Below are 17,335 nucleotides of genomic sequence, written 5' to 3'. Positions count from 1 at the left end.
GACGACTTCCCGATTGAGGCACCAATCCCCTACGCTTGGGTTCGTATAGCAGCGGGTGCCGCAGTCTGGTGCATACCAACCGCCAACGCGATGTTGTAGCCCTGTTCTATGCGGGAAAATTTTGGTGCCGATTGGGAACCGTTGATCACATCTTTCGCCATTTGATTGAACATCCCATGGATGGCATTTGTTTTTCCGGTCCGTGACCGCTTTGTGATATCTGGCGCATGGCTTCCACAAGTTCCCGAGTGCGGTTCGAGGTGGTGTCAAGCCGGGTGTTGTCCAGGCGACCGCGGTATTGCAGTTCACCTTTAGCGTTCAATCCGAAGAAATCTGGCGTGCAAACCGCACCCCAAGACTTGCCAACGGACTGGTCTTCATCGATCAGATACGGAAAACGCCAGCCTGACCGGGCCGTGAATGACCGCATGTATGCGGGTCCGTCCGTTGGTACGGCATGGTAGTCATTGGACATTACACCAAGAACGCCAATGCCTTCGTCAAGCAAAGTGCTGGTGTCTTCCGCTAAACGGTCCGCGATGGCCTGAACGTATGGGCAATGGTTGCACAGAAAAGCAACCAGCAGGCCGTTTTCTCCTAAATTTTGGGACATGGTGAATGCATGGCCATCCGGATCGCGCAAGGTGAAGTCAGGCGCCTTCCATCCAAAATCGCAAATGGGGGTGTCGAGCAGCATTGTTGGCTTCCTAAGAATTGAAAAAGGTGGCCCCGCGCTTCGCCGCGAGGCCAATTGGAAAACAGTGATCGCGTTTAAGCGGCCGCGATTTCGACTTTCTGCCAGGCAAATGGCTTGAAAGGCGCATCAACAGGTGTCTCAGCAAGATGGTTAGTATAGTTTGACAGAACCTTCTGCGCCAGACCAACGAGGATGTCCAAAATAGCTCTTGGTTCGAAGCCGGCAGCAAGAAAGGCTTCCACGTCCTCTTTGGGGGCATTTCCACGCCCGCGCACCAGGGTCAGAGTGAACTGGCGCAAGGCTTCCAACCGGGAATCCTCAAGGGGGCGCTCGTCACGAAGTGCTGAAATAATGGCGTCATCGACACCTTGCATCTTTGCGATCGCGGTGTGTGCCGGAACACAGTAGTGACAGGCATGTTCAACATTGATCGTCAGCCAAACGACATTGCGTTCAACCACGGAAAGCGCTGTGCGCTCAAACAGTTCGTGCAGTTTGAAATAGCTCTCCAGCAGTTCTGGTGACGACGACATCACCTGATAGAGACCGGGCAGCATGCCATAGTCTTTAACGGCTTGCTGTAGCATCGGTTTTGCCGCGTCTGGGGCGGTTTCAATCGAGTGGTGGGTGAAAGTTGACATTCGTTTTCTCCAATCCGGTAGGTGGTGGCGGGTGCCAGAAAATCAATCGAGGCCGGAACCCGAAAGATTATGAACAAGCAAACATAAATTGCCCGAGTGATGTTGACCTCGACTGGTGGCAGTCAAGGCATGACTAAGTGATAAGTGACAGAAGCGCCTCGTGCGCGGTTTGTGATATCTTTGGATTCTTGCGCGCAACGGCTTGGATCATTGCGCCGTTACCAACCGAAATGACAAGCCGGGCGAGTGCGTCTGGCGGCGTCTCCGATGTCAGCTCTCCTTTGCTTTTAGCCCGACGGAAAGCTTGCGTGAGAGCGTGCAAAAGCATGGTGTCCCCGCGTTGCAACTCTGACGTCATATGCGCATCTGCGCCGACCTCAGCCGTTGAGCGTACCAAGAGGCATCCGCGGCCGTTGCCCGATGACGCGTCCTCTTCCCAAGCCTTTAGAAGTGCGCGCAGGTTGTCTTTGAACGGCGCATCTGTTGCAAGCAACTCAGTGGCTTTGGTGACCCGTTGGTCGATATACAATGATAGGGCGCGGCGGAACAGATCTTGCTTTTCTCCAAAAGCATAGGTCAAGCTCTGCCGTCTCAGGCCCGTTGCTTTTTCAAGGTCAAGATAAGTTGTCCCGCTATAGCCGCCTGCCCAAAAGGCATTCATAGCCGCGGTCAGAGCGGTCTTTTCGTCAAATGATCTGGGTCGGCCGATGCGTGTCATGGCGATTATATGTACACCCGTACATAAATATACAAGCCCGTGAAATTGAGAAAATGCAAGCAGTAAGAATTTATGACAGGACTTGCCGTATCAGGGATGCAGCAATAACCCCGAAACAAACCATCTTTGCTCGGGCCGTTGCGTATTTCAGCGTGTCACCCAGAGGTAACTAGGCAGCGCCCGAGGTCGCCCTTTGCGCGATATCCAGCCCCCCGATCCGTGCCAGAATTTCCACGATTTCATCAATGCCTTTTCTGTGCCGCAGGGATGAGAAAACAAAAGGCCGACCATTGCGCATGCGCGTCGCATCGCGGTCCATCACCTCAAGCGAGGCACCGACATGCGGGGCAAGATCGGTTTTGTTAATGATCAATATGTCGGATTTCGTGATCGCCGGGCCGCCCTTGCGGGGGATTTCCTCACCTGCTGCCACGTCGATCACATAAAGCGTCACATCTGCCAGTTCCGGGCTGAACGTGGCGGACAGGTTGTCGCCGCCGCTTTCTATCAATACCACCTCAACATCGGGATGGCGGGCCTGCATCTCGGCCACGGCTGCCAGGTTGATCGACGCATCCTCGCGGATGGCCGTATGTGGGCAGCCACCAGTTTCCACGCCGATAATCCGGTCCTGCGGCAGAACCTGCATCCGCATCAGCGCTTCGGCATCTTCTTGCGTGTAAATGTCATTGGTGATCACGCCGACCGAGACTTTGTCTCGTAACGCCTCGGACAACGCAGCGGTCAGTGTTGTCTTGCCAGCGCCCACAGGTCCACCGATGCCCACGCGCAGAGGGCCGTTCATACTGCTCATGTTCGGAATATCCTTGAATATTGGGTTTCGTGTTTCATCGACGCGATATCAGATAGGAACGCAGTTGAACTCAGTTCGTTCAGACCGGTTTCAATCGCTTCGTTTGCTATCCGCTGGCACATGGGGGTCAGGTCACGGATCAACCGCTGCGCATCCGTTTGCCCCAAAGGCACCAACCGGGTTGCGCATGCGACAAGGTTGGCCAGAAAGGCCTGAAGAAACATTTGCGCCGTCAGGCCAAGGGGAAGTTTTTGTGCCGCAGCGGCATGGCCGATGGCGACCGGGTAGGTCAGCTTACTAAGGTCCAGCGCCCACACATCCGAGGTGACGGTACAGAAAGCGTCGCCCAGCAAAACAGTCTCTGACAACCGTTCTGACGAGGCGCAGAAGGCGCGCGCCGTTCGGTCGATCTCACCCAGCTTCTCTGGTGTTTCTGCCCGGTAGGCGGCTGCAAGGAACACACAATCGCTGTGGCCTGATCCGTGTTGGATCACGTCTGTGATCCAACTGCCGACCTCTGCGACGGTACCGACAGCGCCGCATTCGATCTCCCATTCCAGCCCGTGTGAATAGGCAAATCCGCCCACCGGATAGGCAGGGGACAGCCATTGTGTCAGGGTCAGGATATCCGCGTTAGTGGGAATGGCCATGCGTCCTGCCATGGCCATACGCGCCGCCTTCAGGGGTAAAAGGTTCAACGGTTTCCCGAATGTTTGCACCCAGCTTTTCAAGCATATCGCGGATGACGTGATCGTGCTGGATCAGCAGGCGGTTGCCTTCGATCTGACAGGGCGTGTGACGGTTGCCGATATGCCAGGCAAGCCGCAAAAGATTATCTCCGGTCACCTCCAGCAGGTCTTCGGGTGCGGCGACGATCTCGATCTCGCGCCCGTCTTCCAGAACCAGAACGCCGCCATGGTCCAACGACTTTGTTTGCGCCAGATCGACCAGGAAGGACTCGCCGTCATCTGTGGCCAGCATCTTGCGGCGTAGAAAACGCCCGTCATAGTCCAGTGAGACCTGAGCATGGGCCTGAGAGTGGTGGTGATCATGATAGATGCGGGCGGTTTTGATCGCGGTGGTCATCTGGGCCTCCTTAAATCTCAGAACATGAAATAGCGTTGCGCCATCGGCAGCACTTCGGCGGGCTGGCAAGTCAACAATTCGCCATCGGCGCGCACTTCGTAGGTTTCGGGGTCGACGTCGATTTGGGGCGTCGCATCGTTCAGCATCAGGTCGCGCTTGCCGATAGTGCGCGTGTTGTGCACGGCGACGGTTTGTTTCGCCAATCCCAGTGTATCACCAATCCCATATGCCTGCGCTGCGGCAGAGACAAAAGTGATCGCTGACTGCTCGACCGAGCGGCCATAGGCGCCAAACATCGGACGGCTGTAAACTGGCTGCGGCGTGGGGATTGACGCATTCGGATCGCCCATCTGAGCACAGGCGATGGTGCCACCCAGCAGAACCATTTCGGGCTTTACGCCGAAAAAGGCCGGGCTCCATAGCACCAAATCGGCACGTTTGCCTTCTTCAACACTGCCGATCTGATGGCTCAACCCGTGGGCAATTGCCGGGTTGATCGTGTATTTGGCGATGTATCGACGAACCCGTAAGTTGTCGTTGTCGCCGGCTTCCTCGGCCAACCGCCCGCGCTGCTTCTTCATCTTGTCTGCGGTTTGCCAGGTGCGGATCAGAACCTCTCCGACTCGACCCATGGCCTGGCTGTCGGAGGCAATGATACTGAACGCACCCATGTCGTGCAGGATGTCCTCGGCTGCGATGGTCTCACGCCGAATGCGGCTTTCGGCAAAGGCCACGTCCTCGGGGATGGATTTGTCGAGGTGATGGCAGACCATCAGCATGTCCAGATGCTCCTCGACCGTGTTTACGGTGAAGGGACGCGTCGGGTTGGTGGATGAAGGCAGAACGTGGGTCTCACCGCAAATCTTGATGATGTCCGGCGCGTGGCCCCCGCCTGCGCCTTCGGTGTGGAAGGCGTGAATCGTGCGGCCTTTCATGGCGGCCACGGTGTTTTCGACAAAGCCGGATTCGTTCAGCGTATCTGTGTGAATCATCACCTGCACGTCCATCGCGTCAGCGACCGAGAGGCAGCAGTCGATGGCGGCGGGGGTGGTCCCCCAATCCTCGTGCAGCTTGAGGGCGCAGGCTCCGGCCTTGACCTGTTCTTCCAGCGCAGCGGGCAGCGAGGCGTTGCCTTTGCCCGCAAAGGCCAGATTCATCGGAAAGGCATCGGCCGCCTGTAGCATACGTCCGATATGCCAGGGGCCGGGGGTGCAGGTGGTGGCCAGCGTTCCATGTGCCGGGCCGGTGCCACCACCCAGCATGGTGGTCAGGCCGGAATGCAGCGCATCTTCGATCTGTTGCGGGCAGATGAAGTGGATATGGCTGTCGAAGCCGCCCGCAGTCAGGATACGTCCTTCGCCAGCTATGGCCTCGGTACCGGGGCCGATGATAATGTCGACGCTTGGCTGCGTGTCGGGGTTCCCGGCCTTGCCGATCTTGGCAATGCGCCCGTCTTTCAGGCCCACATCGGCCTTATAGATGCCGGTATGATCCACGATCAGGGCATTGGTGATGACAGTATCCACGGCACCTTCAGCACGGGTCACCTGTGATTGCCCCATGCCGTCGCGGATCACCTTGCCGCCGCCAAACTTGACCTCTTCACCATAGGTGGTCAGGTCGCGCTCGACCTCGATAATCAAATCGGTATCGGCTAGTCGCAGCTTGTCGCCGGTGGTGGGGCCGAACATTGCGGCATAGTCAGAGCGTTTGATTTTTGCTGGCATCAGAGCGGCCCCATGACCTTTTGGTTGAACCCATAGATTTTGCGTGCCCCGCCAATCGGGATCAGCGAAACTTCGCGGGCTTGGCCGGGTTCAAAGCGCACGGCGGTGCCAGGCGCGATGTCCAGACGCAGACCGTAGGCCGCAGTGCGGTCGAACTCCAACGCCGGATTGGCCTCGGCAAAGTGATAATGTGACCCCACCTGCACCGGTCGGTCACCCGTGTTGGCAACCATCAAGGTGACCCTGACAGCATCCGCGTTCAGGGTAATTTCACCCTTGGCTGGGAAAAGCTCTCCTGGGATCATTTTGGCAGCTTCAAAACGAAGGCCGCTGCAATCAAGGCGATCACCGCAAGGCCAATGCCCAATGTGCCGTAGTCAGGCCCATGCGCATGTATATGCGTATCGGTATGAGCCGTCGCAGGGCCAGCCAGGATCAGGGCAGGGAACAACATGCGGGTCATTTCGGGATTCCTTTTCAGCGAATGGGGTTGTGGACGGTCACCAGTTTGGTGCCGTCGGGAAAGGTGGCCTCGACCTGGACCTCGTGAATCATCTCGGGGACGCCTTGCATGCATTGCGCGCGGGTAATTACCTCGGCCCCGGCTTGCATCATGTCAGCGACCGAACGCCCGTCACGCGCGCCTTCGACCACGGCGTCGGTGATCAGCGCGATCGCTTCCGGGTGGTTCAGTTTGACGCCACGGGCCAGCCGCTTGCGGGCTACCTCAGCGGCCATCGCGACCATCAGTTTGTCTTTTTCACGGGGGGTCAGGTTCATTTTAAATCATCCAGCATCGAGGCAGAGAAGAGTTGTTAAGGTGGTGCAAAACCGGCATCAGCGCCTGGCGCAGGGCAAAGCTGTTGTCTGCCAGCATCCGGACCACAAGCAGGTCGTCTCGGATCAACGTTGCGCCAGCGTTATCAGGCAACATCTGCCGAACCGGGCGCAAATGTCCCGCAGCCGTGGACGAGGCGAATACGACCAGCGCCATGGCACCGGCACCATCAGCAATGTTCGGTTTGGACAGGTGCGTGGTAAGGTCGCCCGCGAAACGGGTGGCGTCCAGGAAAACAGGAAAGCCGTTGCGCCGAATCTCGATCCGGTCGTGTAGGCGGATATCGGCCAGCGTCTCGCCCATAGCCGCGCGCCCAAAGACAAGCGGTTCAACCATCAGTGCAGATGCGGTTTGTGCAAGGTCAATGATCAGGCGTCGCTCCAGCGCGCTGCCGTTGAACAAGATGGTTTCCTGCGGCAACCAGTTCAGCCGAGCACCGGAGTCGACGCGCAGTTGATTGATGACGTGCCCAGATGGGCCTGGATGTGCCTTGTAGACCCGCTCGCAGGCTTGGGTCGTCAAGGTCAGGGTTGTACCCTCAGCGGCAATACCACTGAACCGAAACGCGTCCCCGCCAGTGATCCCGCCTGCGGTGTTCAGTAGAACCGCGTCCAACCCGTTTTCGGCGCTGCGCGGAAAGAGGCATTTGAATGAACCTGACTGGCGAAATCCATCCAGTACCGTCCTTCCACCCCTGATCTTCGTGCTTAAGCGTACGGTGCCATGTGCACGAGGGGGCGCGTCGCCCTGTTTGGGCAATATCGAGGCGAGGTGGGTGATGGCGGACCTGCGGCGTATGTGATGTGCCTTTTGTTTCAACGGTGCCGCGTTGGAACTCTATTCTTCAACGTGCTGACAGATGGGATTTCCTGCTGTTATGATCAAATTTTAAGCAAATGCGCCTAGATTGCGCGAAATTTAAGCGAGACAGGCCGGGTAAGCGAATTCCTGTGCCTGGTCTTTTCGCCAGGGCCACGTCCGATCCGTGCAGTGATCGTGCCACCTGGTGAATTTGACGGTAATTGTTGGCTTGGCAGGAAATATTGGGCGCATTTTTGGCCGATCCAGCTCATCGAGGCAATAAAAACTTCTTTGATTTCAAGCTTGTCTGCCGAGCTACGGGAAACCCCCTATATCGCGTCCCGACAGGAGCCATTAACTGTAATTTATCGAACGGGTCATATCGGACGATATCACTTTTCCCCTATGAGGGGTTGGCTACTTACCCCCTCGGCCAGCCCCTCAGTTACCGGCCGAGACCCGTTTCGATATCCCCTCGAAAATTCCTGTGCGTTTTACTTTGTCGAGGCGAGGATTTGCGTGACAAGCGCTGGCAGTTTCAATGAGTCGCTATAGCTTGCGGTATGCGGAATCTCGGAGATCGGAGATTTGCGATACCCCTCTGTAAACAACAGGAACGGCACCTGTGCGCGCTGGGCGGTTTCGGCATCCACTTCGCTGTCGCCGACAAATATCCTCGGGCCGGTAGAGGTGACCGCAGCAAAGCTGGCCTCAAGATGCGCGGGGTCCGGTTTTCGAGTGCGCAGGCTGTCCCCACCTATGACAGTATCGAAATGCGGGGCCAGCCCCAGCGCGTCGAGCACGTGGCGCGCCGGGCCTTCGGGTTTGTTGGTGCAGATTCCCATAACACAACCCATGTCGCGCAGTTGACCAAGGGCTTCCAGCACCCCGGGATATGTGACGGTTTTATCGCTTGAGGCGGCGTTGTAATGCGCCAGGGTTCGTTGGGTAAGATCGCCGTGATTTTCCATCGGCAACCCGCAATGGTGAATTACGCGTTCCACAAGGTTGGGCAGGCCCTTGCCTACAAACTGCTTGATACGGTCCTGCGGCAGGGATTCGACACCAATATCCTGCAACATACTGTTCGCGGCTGCCGCAATGTCCGGCAGGCTGTCGACAAGTGTACCGTCCAGATCGAACATGATTGTTGCAGTCATCAGAGTCCTCGTGAAATTTTGCTCGGGCCAAGACGTATCCTGATTGATATCCCGGCACAATCGCACTGGGCGTGGGAATTATCAGAAGCAGGCCTTGACTAACCTGACTAATTTAATCAGATTAGCGGCAAAGACCGCAGCCAACCCATCAGGGTCAGCCAGAAACAGTAACGCGAACAGACCAAGGCATTTCGCCTGAGAATCTCTGGAGTTGTCCTGATGAATGTACAGAACCCGAATCCCGGCCAACATTATGCAGTATCAATGCTGCCTGCCCACAAAGCAGAAGATCTGACCAAAGGCGGCAAGCTGGCCCATATTGAACTGGGCGACCAGCTGTACACCCTGCGCATCACCCGCGCCGGTAAGTTGATCCTGACAAAGTAAGCGCACGTTCCTCGCGGGGTGGGTTTGTTCTTCAGCAACATCCACAACCTGAATGGTGATGGTCATGATCGCAGGCCGGGGCGGGCGCGTAGTCACCAACCTCGCTGAGAACGTCACGCAAGGCCCAAAGGATCATATCCACATCTTCGCTCTCGATGGTCAGGGGCGGTCGAATTTTCAGAATGTTGTCTTTCGGCCCTTCGCTGCCGATCAGAATGCGGTGATCGCGCATCCGGTTTTTGACGTATTTGCAAATCTCGGAGCCCTCTGATCCATCGGGGTTGATCAATTCGACCCCTAGAAACAGACCCATCCCGCGAACGTCGCCGACACATCCGAAATCGGCCTCAATCTGGCGCAACCCGTCCATCAGGCGCGCACCCATAATGCATGCGTTGTCCTGCAAGCCTTCGTCATCCACGATGTCCAAGACCTCTTTGCCGATCCGGCAGGACAGGGTCGAACCGCCGAAGGTCGAGAAGAACTCGATCCCGTTGTCAAAACTCCGCGCGATTTCTTTTGTTGTAACCAGCACGCCCATCGGATGCCCGTTGCCAATGGGTTTGCCCAAAACAACGATATCCGGCAGCGCGCCCTGGCGTTCGAAGCCAAAATAGTATTCGCCCAATCGCCCAAGTCCTGTCTGCACTTCGTCAGCAACGCAAACACCCCCAGCGGCACGGATTTTTTCGTAGACAGCGGGTAAGTAACCTGTCGGAGGAATGATCTGTCCGCCGACCGAAGGAAAAGTTTCTGCAATAAACCCTGCAACCCCGTGCCCCTTGGCCTGCAATGCGGCAATCGCCGGATCCACAAGGTTCGCAAACTTTTCGGCGCGGTCCGGATCGTTGCGTTTGAACGACCCGCGATAGTCGTCGGCGACCTCAACCAGTTCGACCCAGTCGGCCTGACCGATCCCGCCCGGCTTGTTGAATTTGTAAGCCGAAATCGCAACGGCTGCGTTGGTGTTCCCGTGATAGCCGTGATCCGGCGTGACGATGCCTTTTGCCCCGGTATGGGCGCGGGCCAGGCGCAAGGCCAGCTCGTTCGCCTCAGTGCCGGAGTTGACAAAGAAACAGACCTCTAAGTGATCGGGCAGTTTGGAAAGCACCTTGTCGGCAAAGGCCGTTTGCGCGGGGTGCAGATACCGGGTGTTCGAGTTCATCCGCTTTAGCTGATCCGCCGCCACCGCCTGAATGCGCGGATGCGCGTGGCCCACATGAGGGACGTTGTTATACGCGTCCAGATAAGGCCGCCCCCATTCGTCGAACAGGTGATGCTTCCAGCCGCGTACCAGCATGACCGGTTCGTCATAGGTCAGGCTGAGGTTGCCGCCGAAATGGTTCCGCCGCCCTTGCAGGATCGCCTGTTTGTCGGTCGGTTGATAGAACACCTTATCGTCCGGCAGGTTCAGCAACGCCGCCGGGTTCGGGCAAACCGCGTGCCACAGGTCCAGTTCATCCGGATCAGCAACACCCGGCCAATCTGCCTGCATTCCATCCGTGCTCAGCGCCAGTTGAAAATGTACGTGCGGTGCCCAGCCGCCGTTTTGACTGGCATCCCCAAGCTGGGCGAAGGCCGCACCCTGCGCCACCGGATCACCGTGTTTCAGCCTGCCGCAGACCTCTGGGTCAAGATGGCCGTAGAGCGTATAGAACGGATCACCTTCCGGCGTCTCATGATGCAGGATCACGACGCCGCCATAATCCAGATGCGCATCGCGGTTCTCAACCGCTTCGACACGACCGCTCATCGGAGCGTGCAGAACGGTTCCTGCAGGCGCAAACACGTCCACTGCCAGATGAACAGTCCGCCGGTCCGAGGCCTTCCACGGCCCCTTGCGAAAGCCGGGTTCGGTGTAGATCAGCCGCGGTTCATTGTAATAGCCCAGCCACAGACCGTCGCCGAATTCCTCGCCCACGTGTGCGGCTTCGTCCAGCGGCATGTGGAACGGGTTTTGCGGCCAGGTTGAGTTTTCGACAGAGAGGGAACCCATAGGCACATCGCTCAGATCCTGTCCGAGCATCTGGGCAAATTGGCCACGATGCTCGGACAGATAGGCATGGATACGCTGCGCGCCGTCCGTGACCGGCAGATGACAGGCCGTGCGCAGCCGCGCCGCCATGAGGTCGCCATTCACACCCGTATTCTCAAGGAAGCGCCAAGCTGCGGCCTGACTGACAGTCACATATGGGTCGTCCGGGTTCTTTGCTGCCATCAGGGTCGAATTCACGACGGACACCGCCAGCCGCATCCGCAGCAGCGGCCATATCAGGTCGACCTCACCAGGTCGCAGCCGATTGGCGGCATGGTATCCGCGCACCAAAGCGGCAAGTGCTCGTTCCGGTTTGGGGTGATCCAGTACGATGTAGGCCCCCGCAATAGCAAGTTCGCAGACACGCGGTGCGGCGCACATGTCACCAAGATCAATCAGGCCCGAGACGCTTTGGCGCTGACCCAGTTCACCGTCAACCAGGATGTTGTAATCATTGGCATCATTGTGGATGGCCTGTTTGGGCAATCCCGCCAACGCATCAGAAATCGCATTGAACCTGTCGCAAATGTCTGACAACACAGCCTGGCGTGCAGGATTGTTGATCGCATCAAGATGATCAGAAATCCAACCCGCTTGCGTCAGGTCCCATTTGAAATCGGCGCGATGCAACCCGTCATGCGCGAACCGCTCAAGTGCCTTGTCGGTTGCACCCAGAACGCGGCCAAGCTTCAGGATCAACGACTCGGGTTTTGGCGCCGCGGTGGCATAGCACCGCCCCGGCAGGCATTCGAGCAGCCAGACCAACCGCGTCTGTCCCTCGGTATCGGCGATCTCTGGCAGCAATGATCCGTTAAGGTCCGGGTAAACCTGGGGAAACGGCAGACCCGGCGCCTCTGTGGCGATATGGGTCAAGGCCTTGATTTGCAGGTCGACGACCTCTGCCGGGCATCCCGGGCGCATGACCTTCAGCACATAGTCCTGACCGTTGGTGGCCCGAACCAAATAGTTGAGGTCATATTCGCCATCCAGCCGCGTCAATTTGGCGTCCAGCCCCCAATGGGCGCGCAGAGCATCCGCCCAGAATGCAGTCATGTCGCTCATACGCTTTGCTGTCCTCTTTTGGCCCTGAACCTTACCTTGAGCACTACAGGGGCCTTGCCGCCCCGAGTGCCATTACCTCACAGCGCGCAGCCGTTTGATCAACGAGGACGTATCCCACCGTCCACCGCCCAGCTTCTGCACGTCTTTGTAGAATTGATCGACCAGCGCCGTCAGCGGCAGAGACGCGCCGTTCTCGTTTGCCTCATCCAGGCAAATTCCAAGATCCTTGCGCATCCAGTCCACTGCAAAGCCATGGTCGAAATGGTCGTCCAGCATCGTCTCGTGCCGATTAACCATTTGCCAGCTTCCAGCGGCCCCCTGGCTGATGACCTCAATCACCGCGCGGCCGTCCAACCCGGCCTTTTCGGCAAAGTGCAACGCTTCGCTGAGACCTTGAACCACGCCCGCGATGGCGATCTGATTACACATCTTGGTCAGCTGCCCGGCACCGCTTTCGCCAATCCGCCGGCAGATTTTCGAATAAACCGCCATCACCGGCTCTACCGCCTCATAGGTCGCCTGATCACCACCGCACATGATCGACAGAACCCCATTCTCGGCCCCGGCCTGACCGCCGGATATCGGGGCGTCCACAAACGCCAGCCCCTGTGCCTTGGCTTGAGCATAGAGATCCCGCGTAACCTGCGCAGAAACCGTGGTGTGATCGACAAAAATCGCGCCTTCTGCCATGGCGTCAAAAGCCCCTGCCTCGCCCGTGCACACAGCGCGCAGATCGTCATCATTGCCGACACAGGCAAAAACGATCTCAGCACCCTGGGCGGCCTCGGCTGGCGTTTTGCCCATGGAGCCGCCGTGTTCCGCGACCCAGGCTTCGGCCTTCGCGGTCGTGCGGTTGTACACGGTTACGTCGTGACCGGCGGCCTGAAGGTGCCCGGCCATGGGATAACCCATGACACCCAGACCCAAAAACGCGACTTTTGCCATTTGTTGATCCTCTTTGCTATCCGAAGCCCATCTTGTTCAGCAGGCTAGATTTTCTGCCCGAGACAAATCAAAGCCACGCGCAAAGAGCAACCCCGCGTTATGGCTTGCCGCCCAAATCCTGCAGGATAGGACAATCGGGGCGGTCATCGCCAGCACAGGCGTCGATCAGGTGCCCCAACGTGTCGCGCATGGCGTTCAGGTCGGAAATCTTTGCTTCGATCTGTGCCAGATGCGCGCGGGCAACCTTTTTGACATCCGCGCTGGCCCGGGTTTCATCCTCGTAGAGTGCAAGCAGGGTGCGGCAATCTTCGATCGTGAACCCAAGTGCGCGGGCGCGGCCCAGGAAATTCAGTTTGTGCACATCCTGTTCGCGAAATCGACGATAGCCGTTTTCGTCGCGCAGGGGTTTGATCAGACCGATATCCTCGTAATACCGGATGGTCTTGGCGGGCAGGCCGGTTTGGGTTGCAACGTCTCCAATATTCATGTCGTCACCGCTTGCGAGGCTTGGCCCTGTTTTGCCACGGGTAAGGTGGCCCGGACACGACGTAGACGCAACGCATTGGACACCACGAAAACGCTGGACAACGCCATCGCCCCGGCGGCTAACGCGGGTGACAAAAGCTGTCCGCTGAGCGGGTACAGCACCCCAGCGGCCACAGGGATCAGCAATATGTTGTAGCCAAAGGCCCAACCGAGGTTTTGGCGGATGTTGCGCATCGTGCGGCGGCTGATTTCAACCGCATTGGCTGCGCCGCGAAGATCGCCGGACATCAGAACGACATCCGCTGTTTCAATCGCAACATCAGTGCCGGTGCCGATGGCCACACCGACATCTGCCGCTGCCAGCGCCGGGGCGTCGTTGATCCCGTCGCCGACAAAAGCCAGTGCACCAAACCTGTCGCGCAACGCAGTGATTGCGGCCAACTTGCCATCTGGCAGAACCTCGGCCGTGACATCGTCGATACCAAGCTTGTCTGCCAACGCCTGTGCAGTACGTGCGTTGTCGCCTGTTATCATCGCCAGCTTCAGACCCATCGCGTGCAGCCGTTCCAGCGCGTCCCGTGTACCGGGTTTTATCGGGTCCGATACCGTCAGCAGCGCCGCCGCCTTACCGTCAATGGCAACAAACAGGGGGGTCGCCCCTTCGCTGGCCCTAAGATCGGCCTCCGCCGTCAATGCGGCCAGATCAATGCCGTTCTGAGCCATAAGGCGGGGCGAGCCGATCAGCAGGTCACGCCCTGCGACCTTGGCCCGGACGCCCAGCCCGGTCAGGGACTCAAATTCCGACACTGTCGGCAAATCCGCTGGTCCTGCGCGAGTGATTGCCGTGGCAATGGGGTGCTCTGACCGGGCTTCGACCGCGGCAGCCAATCGCAGGACGTCCTCGCGGTCAAATCCGTTGACAGGGGACACATGCTCCAGCTCGGGCCGCCCCAGTGTCAAGGTTCCGGTCTTGTCCAGCGCGATCACTCTGGCCTGTTGCAACTGTTGCAACGCGTCGCCCTTGCGGAACAGGACCCCAAGCTCTGCCGCGCGTCCGGTTCCCACCATGATCGAGGTTGGTGTTGCAAGCCCCATCGCGCAGGGGCAGGCAATGATCAGAACGGAAACTCCGGTTACAAGCGCCATTGGCAGCGCCGGTGCGGGGCCAAAGACCAGCCAAACCACAAGCGTCAACAGCGATATGGCGATTACGATTGGCACGAACCACGCGGTTATTCGGTCGACCAGCCCCTGGATCGGCAGCTTGGCCCCCTGCGCCTGTTCCACCATGCGGATCACCTGGGCCAACACTGTATCAGCCCCGACCCGCGTGGCGCGGACCCGCAATGCGCCGGTCCCGTTTACAGTGCCGCCGACGACCTGATCCGAGCGCTCTTTTCCGACGGGAATAGGTTCACCCGTTATCATGCTTTCATCAACATAAGAGGAGCCTTCCAGCACGTCGCCATCCACGGGCACCCGTTCACCGGGACGGATTTGCAGGGTATCACCGATCGAGATGTCAGCGATTGGACGATCAACAAACGCGCCTTCCACCTCGACCCGCGCAGTCTTGGGCTGAAGCCCCACCAGCTTGCGGATCGCGGCCCCGGTCCGGCCTTTCGCCCGGGCCTCCATCGCGCGGCCCAAAAGGATGAGGACGACGATGACCGAGGCGGCCTCGAAATATACGTTGGCGCTGCCTTCCGGCAAGATCTGCGGCGCAAAGGTTGCGGTGACCGAGAACAGGTAAGCCGCCCCGGTCCCCAGCGCCACCAACGCGTTCATATCCGGTGATCTGTGCAGCAGGGACGGGATGCCTTTTTCGTAGAACACACGCCCCGGCCCCAGCAATAACGCCGATGTCAGCGCAAATTGGATCAAATGGCTGTTTTGAGTGCCAATGGTCAAGTGTATCCAGTGATGGAATGCCGGAATCATGTGGCCGCCCATCTCAAGTACGAACACAGGCAAGGCCAGCGCGGCGGCAATTATCGTAGACCGGTTCAGCGCGCGGGCTTCTTCGGATTTGGCGTTATCAGTCTGGATATCGGTACCTTCTGCCACGCGCGCCGAATACCCTGCATCCTTACAACGTTGCGCGAGGGCTTGCGGTTCTGTTGCCCCTTCAACAAAGGTAATCTGGGCGCTTTCCGTAGCCAGGTTGACACGGGCGTCAATCACGGCCGGGTCGGCCTTTAGGCTGCGTTCGATCCTCGACACGCACGAGGCGCAACTCATATCGTCGACTTTCAGGGTCGTTTGCCGCGTTGCCGCAGGATAGCCCGCGCCCGACAGCGCATCAATCAAGGCGCTGACCTGACCGTCATGGGTGACCTGAGCGGTTTCCGTCGCGAAATTGACCGATGCGCCGGACACACCGGGCACAGTCTGCAATGCGGACTCCACCCGCCCCACGCAAGAGGCGCAGCCCATACCGGAGATTTTTAATTGCGTTGTTTGCGGCGCGGCCATCCGACTCATCCTATTGTCACGTTCACCCTCCACATGGGGGTTCCAGTCACGGGAAGGTCAAGGGGCCGCGTCAGTTTTCTGTCAAATGTGGTTGCGGATTATTTCTGTGTCAGTTGGTCGAGCAACAGTGAGTCATACAGAATGGGCGGCGATGTGCGCACCGCTTCGGGTGAGGCAAAGAACGCAACCATCAGGGCAGCCACCGTCAGCAACGATCCAATCAGAAAGAGGCTGGCGACATTTATCGCAGAACGCAGCATGATGAGGCTCCTTTTGTCTGTTGTGGCCGTTTCCCGAAGGCGTGACGGGGTCAGGACCGTTGTGCCAGTTGTTGCTTTAGTTTTTCGTTCTCGGCCTGAAGTTGCTGCAGTTGCTGTCCAAGCGCATTCAGGTGAGGGCGCAGTTCGTCTTCGGTAAACCGAGGCGTGATGTGGCGCGGGCAGTTCCAATCCAAGGCTTCGACCCGAATAATGGCAGCGCGTTCGGCGGGGGTTTCAGCCCCCTCGGGATAGAGGCTGGTCGCCGCAGCTTCGCCTTCAGTGAATTCCACGCGTCCAAGAATCTTGAGGCGCTGCTGGTTGGCATAATCCATCAGGATCAGGGCAATGCGGTCATTGCCGTCCAGATTCCCGCGCGAGATATATTGTTTGTTTCCCGAAAGATCAGCGTACCCGATTGTCTGCGGACCCAGAACTTTGAGAAACCCGACCGGCCCGCCGCGATACTGGACATAGGGCCAACCCGTCTCAGAAACGGTAGACTGGTAAAACCCGTCGCGCGCTTCGATAAATGCCTTTTCTGCCGCACCGATCTGGTGACCCTGTTGCGGGCCACCCTCGATGAACTTTGCGTAGGTTCTGGCCGAGCCCATCCTTTCCTGATGCGCCCGGACGGCGGGAGTGAAGGTGAGTTCCGAGAAAGCGCGCGGCATGTAGTTTCCTTTTAGTGACCCAGCGCATGAAAGCTGGGGCGGTCTTCGGGTCTGGGATTTTGCGTCCAGTGGTGGGGGCGGCCCTTCGCAGCAAGTTCGCACTCTTCACTGCCGCAATGCCTTAACCGCTGTTCGTTCTTACCGGGCAACTCGTAAAGAATACGTGCCGCGATGCGGTTACCGGAATTGTCCCACAGTTCCTTGATCAACCGGTCGTCTTGTTCCGTGTTCCAAACGCGGGGCAAAAGGGCTTGGGCGGCCTTGTGCACGCTTAGGAATTCGGTCCGGTTTCCCAGTTCACTGTCGTCCGTAACATCCGGTGTCACCACATCCGCATCGCGGCCGTTCCACGCGGTTGCTGCCATGCGAACCCTTTGCATGGCACCGTCCCACGTGGAGGGGGGGAGAGGGGGGCGAGTCATCCTGTGGTCTTTTATGTGAGTGCGGCGGCAATCATGGCGACGGTCAGCAGAAAGGGGACGTATTGAGGGGAGAAAAGGCTGGCATGTCGTCTCATCTGATCGCTCCAAGG

Annotated in this window: 19 protein-coding genes and 1 pseudogene; 1 reads left to right on the top strand and 19 read right to left on the bottom strand. The window is 58.3% G+C overall.

Annotated features, from left to right (window positions below):
- Window positions 1-145: 145 nt before the first annotated feature.
- The 12 genes from AVO44_RS16900 to gph all read right to left on the bottom strand — a co-directional run bounded on the left by AVO44_RS16900 (window position 146) and on the right by gph (window position 8,482).
- A complete protein-coding gene (locus AVO44_RS16900; RefSeq protein WP_068339417.1) occupies window positions 146-697 on the bottom strand; it encodes a thioredoxin family protein in 552 nt (183 codons plus the stop codon).
- Window positions 698-771: 74 nt separating this feature from the next.
- Window positions 772-1,338 carry a carboxymuconolactone decarboxylase family protein gene (locus tag AVO44_RS16895; protein ID WP_068339414.1) on the bottom strand — a complete coding sequence of 189 codons (567 nt, stop codon included), beginning with the start codon at window positions 1,336-1,338 and terminating at the stop codon, window positions 772-774.
- Window positions 1,339-1,471: 133 nt separating this feature from the next.
- Entirely contained in the window at window positions 1,472-2,056 is a 585-nt protein-coding gene (locus AVO44_RS16890; RefSeq protein ID WP_068339412.1) for a TetR/AcrR family transcriptional regulator, read from the bottom strand.
- Window positions 2,057-2,225: 169 nt separating this feature from the next.
- Window positions 2,226-2,870, bottom strand: coding sequence for an urease accessory protein UreG (gene ureG, locus AVO44_RS16885; protein ID WP_068339409.1), 645 nt, complete (start codon window positions 2,868-2,870; stop codon window positions 2,226-2,228).
- Window positions 2,867-3,520, bottom strand: coding sequence for an urease accessory protein UreF (locus tag AVO44_RS16880; RefSeq protein WP_205626553.1), 654 nt, complete (start codon window positions 3,518-3,520; stop codon window positions 2,867-2,869). Before AVO44_RS16880 ends, ureG begins: the two co-directional genes overlap by 4 nt.
- Window positions 3,504-3,956 carry an urease accessory protein UreE gene (gene ureE / locus AVO44_RS16875; RefSeq protein ID WP_068339405.1) on the bottom strand — a complete coding sequence of 151 codons (453 nt, stop codon included), beginning with the start codon at window positions 3,954-3,956 and terminating at the stop codon, window positions 3,504-3,506. The genes AVO44_RS16880 and ureE overlap by 17 nt, the downstream gene beginning before the upstream one ends.
- 17 nt (window positions 3,957-3,973) lie before the next feature.
- Entirely contained in the window at window positions 3,974-5,683 is a 1,710-nt protein-coding gene (gene ureC, locus AVO44_RS16870; RefSeq protein ID WP_068339402.1) for an urease subunit alpha, read from the bottom strand.
- Complete coding sequence (locus AVO44_RS16865; protein ID WP_068339399.1) at window positions 5,683-5,988, bottom strand: urease subunit beta; 306 nt, start codon at window positions 5,986-5,988, stop codon at window positions 5,683-5,685. The genes ureC and AVO44_RS16865 overlap by 1 nt, the downstream gene beginning before the upstream one ends.
- The gene (locus AVO44_RS21130) at window positions 5,985-6,146 is read right to left on the bottom strand and encodes a peptidase M23 (RefSeq protein ID WP_157770015.1); all 162 of its coding nucleotides are present in this window, start codon (window positions 6,144-6,146) and stop codon (window positions 5,985-5,987) included. Before AVO44_RS21130 ends, AVO44_RS16865 begins: the two co-directional genes overlap by 4 nt.
- Window positions 6,147-6,160: 14 nt before the next feature.
- Window positions 6,161-6,463, bottom strand: coding sequence for an urease subunit gamma (locus tag AVO44_RS16860; RefSeq protein ID WP_068339396.1), 303 nt, complete (start codon window positions 6,461-6,463; stop codon window positions 6,161-6,163).
- A gap of 1 nt (window position 6,464) precedes the next feature.
- Complete coding sequence (locus tag AVO44_RS16855; protein WP_233422010.1) at window positions 6,465-7,136, bottom strand: urease accessory protein UreD; 672 nt, start codon at window positions 7,134-7,136, stop codon at window positions 6,465-6,467.
- 680 nt (window positions 7,137-7,816) lie between these two features.
- The gene (gene gph / locus AVO44_RS16850) at window positions 7,817-8,482 is read right to left on the bottom strand and encodes a phosphoglycolate phosphatase (protein ID WP_068339392.1); all 666 of its coding nucleotides are present in this window, start codon (window positions 8,480-8,482) and stop codon (window positions 7,817-7,819) included.
- Between the two features lie 219 nt (window positions 8,483-8,701).
- Here gph and hemP point away from each other — a divergent pair, with 219 nt between their 5' ends.
- Window positions 8,702-8,869 carry a hemin uptake protein HemP gene (gene hemP, locus AVO44_RS20765; RefSeq protein ID WP_082677529.1) on the top strand — a complete coding sequence of 56 codons (168 nt, stop codon included), beginning with the start codon at window positions 8,702-8,704 and terminating at the stop codon, window positions 8,867-8,869.
- A gap of 31 nt (window positions 8,870-8,900) precedes the next feature.
- On the opposite strand, the gene AVO44_RS16845 is transcribed toward hemP, so the two are convergent.
- From AVO44_RS16845 to AVO44_RS16820, 7 genes and pseudogenes are all read right to left on the bottom strand, one after another.
- Window positions 8,901-11,966 carry an aminotransferase class III-fold pyridoxal phosphate-dependent enzyme gene (locus AVO44_RS16845; protein ID WP_068339389.1) on the bottom strand — a complete coding sequence of 1,022 codons (3,066 nt, stop codon included), beginning with the start codon at window positions 11,964-11,966 and terminating at the stop codon, window positions 8,901-8,903.
- Between the two features lie 72 nt (window positions 11,967-12,038).
- Window positions 12,039-12,923 (bottom strand): annotated as a pseudogene (locus tag AVO44_RS16840) (NAD(P)-dependent oxidoreductase); the annotation flags it as partial.
- Between the two features lie 85 nt (window positions 12,924-13,008).
- Window positions 13,009-13,398 (bottom strand): Cu(I)-responsive transcriptional regulator, encoded by a 390-nt coding sequence (cueR, locus tag AVO44_RS16835; RefSeq protein ID WP_068339383.1) that lies wholly within the window; start codon window positions 13,396-13,398, stop codon window positions 13,009-13,011.
- Window positions 13,395-15,872 (bottom strand): heavy metal translocating P-type ATPase, encoded by a 2,478-nt coding sequence (locus tag AVO44_RS16830; RefSeq protein ID WP_068339380.1) that lies wholly within the window; start codon window positions 15,870-15,872, stop codon window positions 13,395-13,397. Before AVO44_RS16830 ends, cueR begins: the two co-directional genes overlap by 4 nt.
- A 98-nt stretch (window positions 15,873-15,970) precedes the next feature.
- Window positions 15,971-16,132: a hypothetical protein gene (locus tag AVO44_RS21125; protein WP_157770014.1), complete on the bottom strand. Its 162-nt coding sequence runs from the start codon at window positions 16,130-16,132 to the stop codon at window positions 15,971-15,973.
- Between the two features lie 50 nt (window positions 16,133-16,182).
- Window positions 16,183-16,803 (bottom strand): pyridoxamine 5'-phosphate oxidase family protein, encoded by a 621-nt coding sequence (locus AVO44_RS16825; RefSeq protein WP_068339377.1) that lies wholly within the window; start codon window positions 16,801-16,803, stop codon window positions 16,183-16,185.
- An 11-nt stretch (window positions 16,804-16,814) separates the two neighbouring features.
- A complete protein-coding gene (locus AVO44_RS16820; RefSeq protein WP_082677528.1) occupies window positions 16,815-17,225 on the bottom strand; it encodes a DUF1348 family protein in 411 nt (136 codons plus the stop codon).
- Window positions 17,226-17,335 lie beyond the last annotated feature (110 nt).

Source organism: Ruegeria profundi, assembly GCF_001507545.1.
Lineage (GTDB): Bacteria > Pseudomonadota > Alphaproteobacteria > Rhodobacterales > Rhodobacteraceae > Ruegeria > Ruegeria profundi.
Note: the sequence above shows the minus strand (reverse complement) of the source record. Positions and strands in the feature narration are given on the sequence as shown.